The organism is Ancylobacter sp. Lp-2 (assembly GCF_020523795.1).
Taxonomy (GTDB): Bacteria; Pseudomonadota; Alphaproteobacteria; order Rhizobiales; family Xanthobacteraceae; genus Ancylobacter.
In genome coordinates this window covers 509,144-523,692 of sequence record NZ_JAJALI010000002.1, presented here as the reverse complement: position 1 = coordinate 523,692, position 14,549 = coordinate 509,144, and the positions used below count along the sequence as shown (strand labels likewise).

The following is a 14,549-nucleotide window of genomic DNA, read 5'->3' as shown; positions in this document are numbered from 1 at the left end:
GAGGCGCCGGCTGTCCGGCGCCCCGCAGGCGGGAGGTGCTCAGTAGAGGACGTTCTTGGCTTCCGGCTGGTCGATGTTCGCCTTGGTGACGACGACCGCGCCGGTGTCGACGAACTTCTCGACCTTCTGCTTGCCGATCAGCTTGGAGACCGTCTTCACGCCGAGGTCGCCCATCTGGAACGAGCCCTGCACCACGATGGCGGTGAGGGTGCCGTCCTTGACGAACTCCTGCAGGTCCTGGTTGCCGTCGAAGCCGACGGCGACGATCTTGCCGGACTTGCCGGCCTGCTTGATGGCGCGCGCCATGCCGATGGCGGTCGGCTCGTTGGCGCCGAAGATGCCCTTCAGGTCGGCATTGGCCGCCAGCACGTCGGTGGTCTGGTTCAGCGCCGTCGCCATCTGCGACTGCGAGTAGAACGGACCGACGATCTGGAGCTTGGAATTCGCCTTGATGTAGTCGGTGAAGCCGCCCACGCGGCCGATCTCCGAGCCGGCGCCGGCGACATAGGACATGACGGCGATCTTGCCCTCGGTGCCGACCTTGTCGATCAGCGCCTTGGCGGCGAGTTCGCCGGCCTTGCGGTTATCGGTGGCGAGGAAGGACTGGTAGTACTGCTCGGCGCCCTTGGCGAGCTGGCTGTCGACGATCACCACCGGGATGCGGGCTTCCCACGCCTTCTTCACCGCCGGCACCAGCGCGTCGGGATCGGAGGGGGCGAGCACGATGCCGGCGACGCCGCGATTCACCGCGTTCTCCACCATGTTCACCTGGTCGGCGATGGCGGATTCCGAGGCCGGGCCCTGGAAGGTGAGGGTGTTGGCGCCACCGGCTTCCTTGAGCGCGGCGTCGGCGCCCTTCTGCACGTTCTGCCAGAAGGTGGAGTTCACCGTCTTGACGATGACGGCGATCTCGCCGGCCTGGGCCGAGGTCTGGGTCACGGCGGCGGCACTGAGCAGCACCGCCGAGGCGAGCAGGGCGGAGACGAGCTTCTTCATGGTTTCCTCCAGATTCATGCGTTCGTCGGGGGACGGCGCCGGTTTTCCGGTCGCCGGGCGGCTTTGGAAAGGAGAGGGCGCCGCGGTCAGCGGCGGTTGCGCAGCTGGTCGATCCACACGGTGAGCAGGATGACGAGGCCGATGATGATCTGCTGCGTGAAGGCGGAGACGCCGTTCATGTTCAGCCCGTTGCGCAGGATGCCGATCACGAAGGAGCCGATGAAGGTGCCGGAGATGGTGCCGACGCCGCCGATCAGCGAGGTGCCGCCGATCACCGCCGAGGCGATGGCGTCGAGCTCGTACATCACGCCCTCGTTCGGCTGGGCGGTGACGAGGCGGCTCATCAGCACGCAGCCGGTGAGGCCGGCGAGCGAGCCGGACAGGATGTAGGTGAAGCAGGTGACGCCGGAGACGTTGACGCCGGAGAGCCGCGCCGCCTCGGCATTGGAGCCGACCGCGTAGATGTGGCGGCCGAGCACCGAGCGGTTGAGCATCAGCGATACCGCCAGCGCGATCACCACCATCAGCACCACCGGGTAGGGGATGCCGGGGAACACCACGTTCGGGAAGCCGTCGTCGCCGATGTTGACGATGCGGAACAGCGCGCCGTTGCCGAGCTCGCCGAAGCTCTCGCCGAGACCGGACACCGCGCGCGCGCCGGTGATCTGCAGGGCGACGCCACGGGCGATCAGCATCATGCCGAGGGTGGCGATGAAGGGCGGCAGCCGCATCTTGGTGACCAGCACGCCGTTGACGAGGCCGCACAGCGAGCCGGTGAGGATGCCGATCATCATGGCGACCGGCACGGGCATGCCGAGCTCCTTCACCGCCAGCGCCGCCACCACGCCGGCCAGCGCCAGCACCGAGCCGACCGACAGGTCGATGCCGCCGGTGATGATTACGCAGGTGGCGCCGATGCCGAGCAGGGCGATCGAGGTCACCTGCAGGGCGATGGTCATGCCGTTATTCACGGTGAAGAAGGCGCCGGTGCTCAGCGAGAACACGACGATCAGCACCAGAAGGCTGCCGAGGGCGGCGAATTTCTGGATGATGTCCTTCTGGCGGTCGGACAGGCGGCGGCCGGACGGGGCGGGCGTCTTGCTGGCGGGCGGGGTGGTGACGGTCATGGTCATTCTCGGCTCCGTCAGTGGCGGCTGTCCGGCCGTCCGTAGCCGGAGGCGTAGCGCATGATTTCTTCCTGGTTCGTGCGGGAGGTCTCCAGCACGCCGGTGATGCGCCCGTGGTGGAACACGCAGACGCGATCGGTCATGCCGAGGATCTCCGGCAGTTCCGACGAGATGAGCACGACGCCGATGCCCTCGGCGGCCAGCTCGTCCATGATCTTGTAGATGGCGAACTTGGCGCCGACATCGATGCCGCGCGTCGGCTCGTCGAAGAACAGCACCCGTGACTTGCGGAACAGCCACTTGCCGATGATGATCTTCTGCTGGTTGCCGCCGGAGAGCAGGCGCACCGGCTGCTTGATCGTCGGTGTCTTGATGCTGAGCAGGTCGACATAGCGCTTGGCCGCCTCGGCCTGCTTGGCGAAGTCGATCAGCCCGAAGCGGTTGGACACCTCGCCCATGTTCGCCAGCGTCATGTTGGCGTCGACCGGCATCTTCACCGCGAGGCCCTGCGCCTTGCGGTCCTCGGAGAGATAGGCGAGGCCGGCGGCGATGGCGTCGCGCGGCGAGCGGATCACCAGCTGCCGGCCTTCCAGCGTCACGGTGCCGGCGTCGATGGCGTCGGCGCCGAAGATGGCGCGCGCCACCTCGGTGCGTCCCGCGCCCATCAGCCCGGCGAAGCCGAGGATCTCGCCCCGCTTGAGCTCGAAGTCGATATCGGCGAACACGCCGTTGCGGGTGAGGCCCTTCACCGCGAGGATGACGTCGCTCGACGGCGTCGAGGTGCGCTCGGGAAATTTCTCCTCCAGCGAGCGGCCGACCATGCGGGCGACGATCTCGTCCACCGTGGTGGCGGCGAAGTCGTCGGTGGCGACGTAGCGGCCGTCACGCAGCACGGTGACACGGTCGACGATCTCCGCCATCTCGTCGAGGCGGTGCGAGATGTAGATGATGCCGACGCCGGCGGCCTTGAGGTCGTGGATGACCTTGAACAGCAGCCGGGTCTCCTGCTCGGTGAGCGAGGAGGTCGGCTCGTCCATGATCAGCACTTCGGCGTTGAGCGACAGCGCCTTGGCGATCTCGACCATCTGGCACTGGGCGACCGAGAGCTCGCGCACCAGGCGGTTCGGGTCGATGGCGACGCCGAGCCGGTCGAGGCAGGCCTTGGCGTCGGCGCGCAGCTTCTTGCGGTCGACCAGGAAGCCGCGGCGCGGCTCGCGGGCGAGATAGATGTTCTCGGCGACGGTGAGGTGCGGCACCAGGTTGAGTTCCTGGTGGATGATGGCGATGCCGACCGCCTCGGCCTCCAGCGGGGAGGCGAACTGGCGGGACTGGCCCTTGTAGACGATGCGGCCGGAGGTGGGCTGGAACACGCCGCTGATGATCTTCATCAGCGTTGACTTGCCGGCGCCGTTCTCGCCGCAGACCGCATGCACCTCGTGGCGCCGCAGATTGAAGCTGACGCCCTGCAGCGCCTTCACGCCGGGAAATTCCTTGGTGATGCTCTCCAGCGCGAGCAGCGGCTCGCCCTGCGCAACACCGTGCGGCGCCTGCAACGTGTCGCCGGCGGTCTGGCTATACGCCATCCTGTCCTCCCATAGTCGCGACCGCGACGTGGTGCCCGCTTGCGCCGGGTCTTGTTCGGCTCGTTGGCCGCTTGCGTTACCTATGGTGTCCGGCACGGAACTGGTCAAGCCAATTTTTGCCAGTAGGGGCGAAACTGGTCAGGCCTCTTGGGAAATATACGTTATTCCAGTGGCTTGCCGTCGGCTTGTGGGAAAGGGCCGTGGCTCTTATGGTAAGGCCAAACTAGGACGCGACGATGAACATCATCCGAACCGCCGAGCGCCGGCTCTATCAGCAGGTGGCCGACCAGATCCGTGGGCTGATCCAGAGCGGGGATTTCTCCGCCGGCAGTCGGCTGCCGGCGGAGCGCGAGCTGGCCCAGCAGCTCGGCGTCTCGCGTCCCTCGCTGCGCGAGGCGCTGATCGCGCTGGAGATCGACGGCACGGTCGAGATCCGCATGGGCTCGGGCATCTATGTGACCGGGGCAGGCGAGCGCCGGCCGCTCGCCGTCGCGGCGACCGGGGAGAGCCCGGTGGAGCTGATGGAGGCGCGCGCCACGGTGGAGAGCGCGGTGGCGGCGTTGGCGGCGGCGCGGGTCACGCCGCTGGCGTTGCAGGCGATGCGCAGCATTCTCGATGCGATGCGCTCCGACATCGAGGAGGGGCGCAAGCCGCTCGACCACGACCGGCAGTTCCATCTTGCCATCGCCGGCCAGACCGGCAACAGCGTCATCGTCCGGCTGGTGGCGGAGCTGTTCGACGAACGGCACAGTCCGATGTCCTCGCAGTTCCGCGCGCATTTCGACACGCCGGTGAACTGGCTATCGGCGCTGGCCGAACACGAGGCGATCCTGGCGGCTCTGGAGGTGCGCGACGGTCCGCTCGCCGAGGCGCAGATGCGCGTGCATCTGGCGGAATCCAAGCGCCGCTGGCTCGAGAGCGAGCCGCGCTGATCGGCGGCGGCGCGTTGGCCGCGAGCGTGCGCGCCGCGGGCGCCGCGCGATCAAAGTTTGGTCAATACCAATCTGCGCAACCCCGGATCACTTGACGTCCGGCGCCTCTCTCTGACAGGCTCATCTTCGCGGCAGGGAGGCTTACATAAAGCCTGATCAGCTATATCGGCCTTCATTTCTGGAAATGGAGAGCCGTTCTAGCGGTGGTTGCTTTGGGTCCGGAGAAGGTAACTGCCCGAATGAGACATGTCGCGCTGATGGCGGCGGTATTGTTGACGACGATGCTGTCGACGCCGCTTCTTGCCGCCCAATCCTGCCCGCTCCCTCCGCCGGTGCCGGACGTCATCCGGGCGGATCGTCCGGACGCCATTAAAAGACCGGGTGGACCAGACGGCGAAGACGAGCGCCAGACGCGCAAGAACGAGGCCCAGATCCGGCGGTTCGTCAATTTTTTCACCGCCGAAACAGACGGTTCGATACAAGCGGACCCGGCGGCCAGGCTGTCCGTCAAGCAGGATGGGGTCACCTGTCTGATGGAGAGTTTCGCCCACGCGGATCGTGCGGCAAGCCTCCTGAGGAAGTCCGATGCGATGCAGTCCGGCTACGAGCAGCAATGGGCGCTCGCCGGGCTCTCCTTGGCCGCCTTCAAGCTCTCGCGTGCGGGAGTGTCGGTTTCGCCGCAGGGGCTCGACTGGCTGCACCAGCTCGCCGGTGAGGTCATGGCTTTCCACGACCAGCACGGACAGCTTAACAACCATCTGCTCTGGGCGGCCCTCGGCGTTGGGACGACGGGGTATCTCACTCACGATTCCAAGCTTGTGGAATGGGCGAACACCAAGATCCATCAGTCCCTGATGAGTACCGGCGACGACGGCACCTTGCCGCGGGAGATGGCCCGTGGGGAAAAGGCGTCGCATTACCATTTCTTCGCCGCCCGGCCGCTGCTGATCTACGCCGACGTGCGCTCCTGTTTCAACGATCCGATGCGCGAGGATTCGGCGGCCGTTCAGCGGCTCGTCGGGGCGCTTCAGCACATTCTCGCGAATCCTCAGTGGCTCGCCCCGAGGGCAGGCGCCGCGCAGCTGATCGTGCACGATAGTTCATGGCTGGAGCCGCTGCTGACCAAGACCGTCCCGGCGAACCTTCCGGACGACAATGTCGGACGCAATGGCGGGCGGATGTCGACGCTCGTGCGCGCCCTGGACTGTCAGTAGGGCGCGACGCGAGCGAAAGGCGCGGGGCGAAGCGGCTGATGTCATCGACACGTCGCCCCGCAGCTCCCACCCAGCTCGAGGTCATGCCGGGCCGTCGACCGAGCCGGGCCGTAAGCGTCTGCCGGCCCGAAGGCGCTGCGGACAGGCGTTACGAGATGGCGGGATGGGGAACGGGCGCTTGCCCGGTGCCGCCGACGTGCTGCGAAGCGAGGATCTTGTTCCAGACGTCGTGGTAATATTCATCGACATAATGGAAGGGCGCGGTGCCCCACATATGCTCTTCCGCGGCGCGTTGCACCGAGGCATCGGCGCTCACCACGATCGCGTCGGGCAGATTGGCGCCGATGATGTCGTAGAGTTCGTTGAGGAACGCGTTCTGCTCCGCCAGCTTCTCGGTGGTGATGCTGCCATCGTCCGCCCACAGGGCCCGATGGACGACGACCGGCATGTCGCCGAGCGCTTCCCGCAGCTTCACGGACCAGAGCGGTGCCCTTGCCAGCGTTTCCTGATGGGTCGTGGACGAGGACTGAAGCCTCCAGGGTGCGCCGAGCTTCTTGCCGAGCATGGCCTCGAACCCCTTCGAGGCCACCAATATGCTACCGTCGCGCTGCCAGGTGCTGAGGCGTTCGTCGATCATGTCGACGATGCAGATGTCGGCGCCGGAGGTGGCGAGCCGCTTGAAAGCCGACTTATCGACGTCGATCTCGAAATTGCGCTTCTCGAAACCCGAGGCGGCTTCCGTCGACGGGCTGAACGGCAGCGAATCCGGCCGGGCGGCCAGCACCGATCGCACGGTGCTGCGAGCGATATAGGTTTTCACCTTGACCAGCGAATCGTCGGCGGCGATCCGGATGAGATCCCGGCTCACGCAGGATCCGAGAACCGCGACGCTGGCGATGGGGGCACCGTTCTGTTCGGGGCGTGCGTTCAAGACGGCGTTCCCAGAAAAGCGGCCATGCGGTTCTGCAGCGAGGCGACATGGCAATTCTGCGCCACGAAATCACGCCCGGCCCGAGCATAGTGCATGTACAGCGACTGGTCGGCCCAGATCCGCCGGATGGTCTCGCCCACCTCTTCCGGCTCGCAATAGATCGCGGCCTCGTGGAAGGTCTCGCGGAACACCGGCGGCAGCACCGCCGGCACGCCGCGCGCCATGGCTTCGGCGACGTTGCGGCCGAATTCCTCGATATATTGCGTGTGCGGGAAGTGGACGAGGAAATCCAGTGAATCGATGAAATCGAGCACCGGAATGCTGTCGAACTCCAGCACCTCCCAATTCGCCGGCAGACCGCTCAGCAAGCGCTCCGGCGTGTTGGCGCCACCCAGCAGGCGGACCGAAACCTCCGTGTCCACCATATAGGCGGATGACAGCAGTCCGGTGTTCTCCGGCCATTTGGTCCAGTGGTCGCGGGCATGGCGACCGATCACCGGCGGCCGGCCGGGATTGTCTCGCTCCGGCGGATCGCGCAGCGGGACGTTGATCGGCGGCAGCCAGTCGAAGTCGGTCATCCGCAGGCCGCTGTCCTGCTCCTCCAGGTGCCGCCGCACCAGCGTCGAGATCGGCGCCCAGAGCGGGTTGATGCCGAATAGCCGGCGGAAATTGCGCTCGGCGAGCAGCGGCTCGTAGAAGGAGTTCTGTCCGCCCAGCACCTGATAGGGCAGCTGGTTCACCAGGATCACCCCGTTCTTGGCGGAGATCCTCGGGAAACGGTCGAGCATGTGCTTCATCACCGGCGGGTGATGAAGGATGAGCAGTTCGCACTCCGCCTCTTCCTCGCAGGTGATGATGTCCACCTGCGGGTGCTGGTTGCGGTCGCGATAGGCAGCGTCGATGTCCGGCAGCAGCCGAAGGTCGCCGCGCGGCCAGTGGAACAGGCCGACCCGGCGGCCCGCCGCCACCGCAGCGTCGATATAGCCGAGATTGCAGCCGCGCGTGCCACCGAGCAGCGACAGATCCGAGACCAGGATCATGTCGTATTTCGGCTCCGGCCGCATGTGATAGGGCAGCAGCAGCTGCGGCGAGGCGAAGGGTTCCTTCTTGCTCGTCCGCTGGCCGGGAATGACGCCTTCCGCTTCCCATTTCCGGGTCATGTGCGCGACCTGGCGGTCATATTCGTGGCGCACGCCGAAGGTGAGGCTCAGCAGGCTGGTCTCGCCCTGTTCGGTCAGCGATTCCGGACGGACAAGGAAGAACGACATCGGCGTGCTGGGCAGCGCATCGACCATTCGTTCCGCGCCGAACTTGGCGCGTAGGCGCGCCACCATTTCGGCGTCGGCATTGGCGCGCACGCCGTCCCACACGCCGACCTGTTCGAGGTCGCTGCGCCGCAGCAGCAGGGAGGGATAGCTGCGATGCACCGTCTCGAGGTTGCGCCGGCTCGGGCGAATGCCGAAGCGCAGATCCGGCGTCACGCGGCACATCATCGAGAAGGTCGCCTTCACCTCCTCGGGGTCGCGCTCCAGGAACGGCTTCATCTGCGCCGCCAGCATTTCCGGATGCGACCAGTCATCACTGTCGTGCACGGTGATGAACTCGCCGGTGGCGTAGCCCAGCGCGTTGTTGCGGGTGATATAGGCGCCCTGGTTCTCGCTGTTGCGGAAGATGCGCACCCGGTCGTCGAGGGCGGCGAAATGCTGCATGCGTTCCCAGGTGCCGTCCGGGCTGCAGTCCTCGACGATGACCAGTTCGAGGTTGCGCCAGGTCTGGCCGAGAATGGATTCCACCGCGAGATGCAGGTGCTCCTCGGCGCCATAGGCGGCCATGAGCACGCTGATCTTGGGGCCGTCGGTGATCCAGCGGTCGGTGGCGTCGCAGCGGAGGCTGTTGATGTTCAGCTCTTCCTTGTCGAGATCGACCACCAGCGTCGCCAGATTGTCCTGCGCGAACATGGTATTGAACGCGGCCAGACGCTGCGCGCTCATCTCCTTGAGCTGCTCGGGATGGTTGATGGCCCGCAGATAGGCGACATTGGTGCCCATCAACCGATAATCATTGTCGTCCGGGCGCCCCTTCGTCGCGTCCTCGACGCGCTTGGCGGCGGCGTCGAGATCGCCGATCTGCAGCAGGGCGTTGATCTCGACGAGACGGAAGGTCTTGCGGCGCGCGAACGGCTTGGAGAGCGTGCGCACATCGTTGAGCAGCTCGACGACCTGATGGAAGTCGCCCTTGACGGAAAACCAGCGGGACAGTTCCCAGCAGGCCCGCACCCGGGCCTCGGGATGGGAAAGCCGCGACTTGGCGACACGGAGCAGGCCCTCCTGGGCGACCTGCGAATAACCGCCCCACAGCGCGCGCTCGAGATGTGAAATCTCGCTATCGATCGCCTTGAGGTCCTTCGAGGAGATGACTCCCGACGGCGGCGCGGGCGCCGGCGCCGGCGCCGCCGTGGGAGCCGGCACTGTGGCGGAGGACGCGGCCGGGATCCCGACGATCGGGTTCGCGGCGAAAAGGGGAAGGACCGTGGCGGTGGTCAGGGGGATGGCGAGCGGTATGGCGACCGCCCCTTCGGGCGCGCCCATGCCGGGCTCATGCAAGGTCGCGATGTCGCCGATGCGGACATTGTCGTGACGAAGGCTGTTCTCGTGGTCGCCTTCCTTGACGATGGTCGGCAGGGCGAGGCGCAGCGCAACCCGGGGCGAGCGGATCACGAAATCAAGATGCAGCGTGTCGCCGATGCTGCCGCTGAGCTTGCTCGCGGCGATCTCGTCATAGGCCTCCTTGAAGATTTCCTGGTCCTCGGGACGCAGCAGAATCTCGTGCCCGACGGCATGAGGAGGGATCTCGACATTGTTGGCGACCGGCAGCACGGTTCCGAGCAGCCGGCCACCCTTCTCGCGGCGCACGATTTCGATCGTGTCGATGATGCCGCCGGTTTCGCCCTCGGCGGCTCCCAGCACGAAAGCCACCGACAGCGCGAAGCGACGGTCGTCGCGCGCCACCGGGATCTCCGCTTCGACGCGGAGAAACCCGTTGCTCTGCACGCCCATAATCCGCACGCCGGGAGCGACAACGTCCCCGGTCGTGCCGGTGAGGGGGATGGACACGAAGGAATAGGCGGCTTTGGTCGCGCCCTGGCGCAGCACGATCGACCATCCACCACCCATGAAAGCACGGGAACCGGAAACCAGTGCTCCCTCGAGGAGGGGGTCCGCGATATTCGTCTTCATGTCCGTCCTTTTATTGCAGCGGGATCAGTCGTTCACGCTGCCACGTCCGCTTCCGCGACGGCAACAGCCACCGCCGGCGGAGCAACATAGCTGAACACCGTGTTGCTGTTGATGTCGCGGAATTCGCTCGGCGGGATACGCCAACGATCGAGGTCCGCATCGGAGAAGCGGGCGGCGAAGTTGAAGCGCGGATTGTTCTGCTGGCGCAGCGTGGCCAGGGCCCGCGGGAAGTCCGCAGCGCCGAACAGGCGGTAACGGTCGGCGCGGCCGAAGCGCTTCGCCCGCTCCGCTTCGTCCAGCATCAGGTCGCCACCCTCATCGGTCCGCATGCCGCGCACCGTAACGGTAAACAGGTGGATGCCGTTGGGCTTCAGCAGGCCGTCGAGCTTGGAAATCACCTCGAACGGGCGCAGCGACACCACTTCGAGCAGATTGTTGTGCAGGATGACGTCGTATTTCTCGGTGGCGGCTTCGAGCAGCGCCTCCAGGTCGGGATAGCTAACGCTATCGACGAAATCGACCGAAGCGCCGATGGTCTTGGCCTGGTAGCCCTTGCCATACGTCTTGCTGAGCAGCTTGGCCGTGGCCCGCTCGGGGTTGATGTGAAGAACCTTCTTCTTCTTGCTTTCGAAATACCCCAGGCTCTTCAGGGTCAGAACCTCGGCGCGCTCACGGGCTTTGGACTTGCACTTCTTGCACTCTTCCATAATGCGCCCGCGGAAATCGACGAAAGTCTCCCCGCCGCAAATGGGACAAGAAAAATTCATTTTCATTGTATCTCCGCCATACTAAATGTTCAAAACAATCACCGAGCAGCATAGCTCTGTCGGTGGTGACTTGGCAAGATCCGTACCGTCGATCTCATCTGCAAGCAGATCGAAGCAACCAAACTTTAAATTGCAATTAGTCAGCTTTGTTTTTACGTAGGATTGCAAACCAATCTGATGAGAGTCTCGATCTCGGTCCGGAATGACACCCCCTGTGTCATCTTCACTGCCCAGCATTCGCAACACAGGCAAAAACCGCGCCGAACTTCAGCAGTCCGACGCTGCCGCTAGATTGACGTGGCTGCCGGGAACGCGCAACAGCGAATTGGGCCATCTGTTGGTTATCGTTATCTAAAAATCAGCCGCCGGAGCCGCGGCAGTGCCGATCCTCCGGTCGTGCTGCCCGCCCATGGCCCGCATGGGCGGATGATCGCATCAGGCGAAACCCGGCTTCGGCACGCCGTGCGCGGTGATCCACTTCTCGGTGGTCACGATGTCTTCCAGGTCGTGCACATCGAGGCAGCCCTCGGTGATGTAGGGCTTGATGCGCTGACCCATGCACGGCCACGGCGGCTGCCCATTCGGGTCGCGGATGGTGGCGGCGCGCAAGGCCCAGATCGAGTGATCAAAATAGAGGCAGGTCGGCAGGTCCTGCCGATTGGCGGAGACCTTGCCGGCGGATTCGACGAAGGGCTGCAGCACGCCGTCGGTGATCCGCTTGCCGCGGTAGGGATGATATTCGGCCTTTTCGTGCGACGGCACGACGGCGCTGAGCGACGGGTCGGCGATCAGCTGGTCGATGCAGTCGTCGATCATCGCCTCGGTGATGGTCCCGACATTGGCATGCTGCACCACGACGATGTCGACCGGGCCTTCCCGCTCGATGATGTTGAGCGCGTGAATGACGGCATCCGCGCTCTGCGCCGTCGGCGTGCACAGTTCCGGCGGGCGGCGGATTTCCTTGTAGCCGGCCTTGCCGGCGGTGGAGATGATGTCGTCGTCGTCGCTGCTGATGAAATAGCGGCCGACATGCCGGCTCCGCACCGCCGCCGCCGCCGCCCATTGCAGCAGCGGCACGCCGTGCACGGGAAGGATGTTCTTGCCCTTCAGCGAACTGCCGCCGCGGCCGATCATCAACGCTGCAATTCGTTCCGATTTCGCCATGCCCATTCCTACCGAACAAACCCCGCATTCCGCCTGGAACCGGGCCTACTTCACAATATGCGCGGAACCGCGGGCGAAGGCTGGAGACGTTCCCCTACCGCACAGGGCGGCATCGTCGCGGACCGTGTCTTCGCCGCCGGCCGTTCCGCCGGTCTGTTGCGGCCCTCTCCCGGGGGAGAGGGCCATGCGCCGCTAGTCGTTGGCCGTCACGCGGTATTTGTGGTGCTCGCTGGCGTTGACCTGCTTCTCGTCGGAACCGACGATGGTCTGGGCCTGGCGGACGCCGTCGACATATTCCTTGAAGGCCGGCGTCGTCAGGTCCACCGCGACGGCGTCGAAATGCGCCCATTCGGTGTTGCCGAGCTTGACGTGCTTTTCCACCATCCGCGCGCCGGCCGCCACCGCCAGCGCCGAGGCGAGCCAGCCGAAATCATGGCTGGAATAGGCGGGGATGATATGCGGATGCCGGCGCGACAGCTCGTGATAGTGCCGGACCACGCCGACATGGCAATCGGTGAGCGGGGTCGGATAGGCCGAGTTGCACTGCATGAGGTAGAGCTGCTCGCAGTTCTGGAAGCTCTCCACCACCCAGTTCTCATAGGCGGTGTCGGTCATGCCGGTCGAGAGCACCACCGCCCCGCGATACACCTGCGCCACATGCGCGAGATAGTCGGTGTGTTCCGAGATGGTGCTGGGCAGCTTCATGAAAGGCGGGTTGAACTGCTGCATCCATTCGAAGGACGGCTTGTCCAGCACCGAGGCGAACCAGTTGATGCCCAGGCGGCGGCAGAGATCGTCGACGAAGTTGAAATCGTCGCGGTCCAGTTCGAGCTGGTAGCGATAATCCGCGAAGGTCTTGCCGAAGGGCGAGACATAGGGGGCGGCCAGCTGCTCGGGCGTGTAGAAGGTGTCGACGTCGCGCTTCTGCAGCTTCACGATATCGGCGCCCGACGCGGCGGCGGCGCGGATCATCCGCTCGAGGCGGCTGCGGTCGCCGAAATGGTTGGTGGTGAGCTCGGCCACGACCTTGACGCGCACCGTGCCGGGGCGGTCGCCGCCGGCGGGAACGTCGCGCTGCAGCAGCTTCTCGTTCAGCTCCACCGGAGAGAGCTTCGAGAAAGGCTGGTTGCCGACATGCTGGATGTCGACATTGGAGTCGCGCAGCATGTACAGCGTGTTGAGGAAGAAGAATTCCTGGATGTCGATCTTCAGCGTCCGCTCGTTCTCGGGCGCGTAGTCGGACGTGATGGAGTGCGAATAGCCGAGACGCGAGGAGAAGTCGAAGCCGACCATGTAGACGGTCTGCATGCGCCCACGCTGCTCGGCGACGTAGCGCGCCAGCTTCAGGGCGGACAGGAACAGCACCTCTTCCAGCGCGAAGTCCGGCGAGAGCAGGCGCTGCATCATCAGGTCGGAAGTGTCCTGGGTGAGCGGGATGTAGGGGGCCCGCACCACCTCGGCCTTCAGCGGCTGGAACCCGGTCGAGGTCACGTAGAGCCGCGAGCGTTCGCCCCCGCTGCGCAGCGAAGCCGGCACCCAGTCCGCGTGGAACAGTGTGATGTCGGCCGGCGCGATCCGCTCGGCGTCGTTCAGTGCGATGACCAGCGAGCCGGCGAAGACTCGCGGATCGATGGCATCAATCGACGGACCCTTGCCCAGAATGAAGATCGTATCGGTGCCGTATATCGACGCGATATCGCCGACCTGCTTCGAGAAATGTTCCGTCATAGGGATGTCCATCGATTAAAATGTCGCAACCATTCTCGCGCGCCAGCATCACGCCGGCGAGAAGATCCCACGAATAGGCGCCTTTGGGATTAAGAAAACGCGCGAACGCTCCGCGCGCAACATTGTACAAATTATAGACCGCGCAGCCCATGATGCGGGCTTCGTGCACGCCCTTGAGCGCGTCCATCGTCTCCGGGCTGACGGTCGATGAAATGCCGAGGATGCGCGAGCGCAGCTTGGGCGGCCGGCGGCCGGAGATGAGATACTCACCGAGTTCCGGCATGAAGATCAGGCTGCCGGCATGCTCGCGATTATTCCAGATGCTGAGCGAAACGCCCCATTCCTTCAGGCCGGAGCAGAAATTCTCGGTGCCGTCGATCGGGTCGAGCACCGCGACCCAGCCATCGGCGCTGCCGGCCATGCCGTCGACGAAGGTTTCCTCGCCCAGCACGGTGATTCCGGGAATGGCGGATCGGAGGAGGGTGGTGACCTCCTGCTCGACCAGCACATCGGCCTTCGTGACCGGGCTGCCATCCGGCTTCCATTCCACATCGAAGCGGCGGGCATAGATTTCGGGAAGGATCGTCGTGACGCGATCGATGACGCTCTCAAGTACGGAGGTAATGTTCATGTGAGATCAAAATCCATAAACAATCGCCCTTCGCAAATTTCTATTAAAAAGCCGCGATGCTCTCGGTAAATTTGAAGAGTCGATTGAAAAAACGGCGCGGCTCTTGATAGCGATCCGATCCACCCGGCTGTAGAAGCAAACATGACTCGATCCGGCCGCAAAACTTGTAGCCCAGACCGCTGTGGGGCTCAAGAGCGGTAAGGCCGCCGCCTGGCCGTTGGGGTAAGCTCTTGCTCCGCA

The 14,549-nt window shown here is 64.9% G+C and carries 11 protein-coding genes; 2 read left to right on the top strand and 9 right to left on the bottom strand.

The features are described 5' to 3' along the window. Positions 1-39: 39 nt before the first annotated feature. The 3 genes from LGR54_RS07055 to LGR54_RS07045 all read right to left on the bottom strand — a co-directional run bounded on the left by LGR54_RS07055 (position 40) and on the right by LGR54_RS07045 (position 3,706). Positions 40-996, bottom strand: coding sequence for an ABC transporter substrate-binding protein (locus LGR54_RS07055; RefSeq protein ID WP_214007966.1), 957 nt, complete (start codon positions 994-996; stop codon positions 40-42). Positions 997-1,082: 86 nt separating this feature from the next. Then, positions 1,083-2,123, bottom strand: coding sequence for an ABC transporter permease (locus LGR54_RS07050; protein WP_214008189.1), 1,041 nt, complete (start codon positions 2,121-2,123; stop codon positions 1,083-1,085). 17 nt (positions 2,124-2,140) lie between these two features. Beyond that, entirely contained in the window at positions 2,141-3,706 is a 1,566-nt protein-coding gene (locus LGR54_RS07045) for a sugar ABC transporter ATP-binding protein (RefSeq protein ID WP_230361236.1), read from the bottom strand. A 236-nt stretch (positions 3,707-3,942) separates the two neighbouring features. On the opposite strand from LGR54_RS07045, the gene LGR54_RS07040 reads away from it, so the two are divergent. Together LGR54_RS07040 and LGR54_RS07035 are read left to right on the top strand one after the other, a co-directional pair. Next, positions 3,943-4,638 carry a FadR/GntR family transcriptional regulator gene (locus LGR54_RS07040; protein WP_230361235.1) on the top strand — a complete coding sequence of 232 codons (696 nt, stop codon included), beginning with the start codon at positions 3,943-3,945 and terminating at the stop codon, positions 4,636-4,638. Positions 4,639-4,877: 239 nt separating this feature from the next. Beyond that, entirely contained in the window at positions 4,878-5,852 is a 975-nt protein-coding gene (locus tag LGR54_RS07035; protein ID WP_230361234.1) for an alginate lyase family protein, read from the top strand. Between the two features lie 148 nt (positions 5,853-6,000). Here LGR54_RS07035 and LGR54_RS07030 read toward each other — a convergent pair whose 3' ends face one another. The 6 genes from LGR54_RS07030 to LGR54_RS07005 all read right to left on the bottom strand — a co-directional run bounded on the left by LGR54_RS07030 (position 6,001) and on the right by LGR54_RS07005 (position 14,309). Beyond that, positions 6,001-6,783: a DUF6270 domain-containing protein gene (locus LGR54_RS07030; RefSeq protein ID WP_230361233.1), complete on the bottom strand. Its 783-nt coding sequence runs from the start codon at positions 6,781-6,783 to the stop codon at positions 6,001-6,003. Further along, a complete protein-coding gene (locus LGR54_RS07025; protein WP_230361232.1) occupies positions 6,780-10,019 on the bottom strand; it encodes a glycosyltransferase in 3,240 nt (1,079 codons plus the stop codon). The genes LGR54_RS07030 and LGR54_RS07025 overlap by 4 nt, the downstream gene beginning before the upstream one ends. Positions 10,020-10,051: 32 nt before the next feature. Then, positions 10,052-10,792, bottom strand: a complete 741-nt coding sequence (locus tag LGR54_RS07020; protein ID WP_230361231.1) for a class I SAM-dependent methyltransferase — start codon at positions 10,790-10,792, stop codon at positions 10,052-10,054. A 429-nt stretch (positions 10,793-11,221) separates the two neighbouring features. Beyond that, complete coding sequence (locus LGR54_RS07015; RefSeq protein WP_230361230.1) at positions 11,222-11,950, bottom strand: cytidylyltransferase domain-containing protein; 729 nt, start codon at positions 11,948-11,950, stop codon at positions 11,222-11,224. A gap of 192 nt (positions 11,951-12,142) precedes the next feature. After that, complete coding sequence (locus tag LGR54_RS07010) at positions 12,143-13,678, bottom strand: N-acetylneuraminate synthase family protein (protein WP_230361229.1); 1,536 nt, start codon at positions 13,676-13,678, stop codon at positions 12,143-12,145. Next, positions 13,587-14,309 carry an inositol monophosphatase family protein gene (locus tag LGR54_RS07005; RefSeq protein ID WP_230361228.1) on the bottom strand — a complete coding sequence of 241 codons (723 nt, stop codon included), beginning with the start codon at positions 14,307-14,309 and terminating at the stop codon, positions 13,587-13,589. The genes LGR54_RS07010 and LGR54_RS07005 overlap by 92 nt, the downstream gene beginning before the upstream one ends. Positions 14,310-14,549 lie beyond the last annotated feature (240 nt).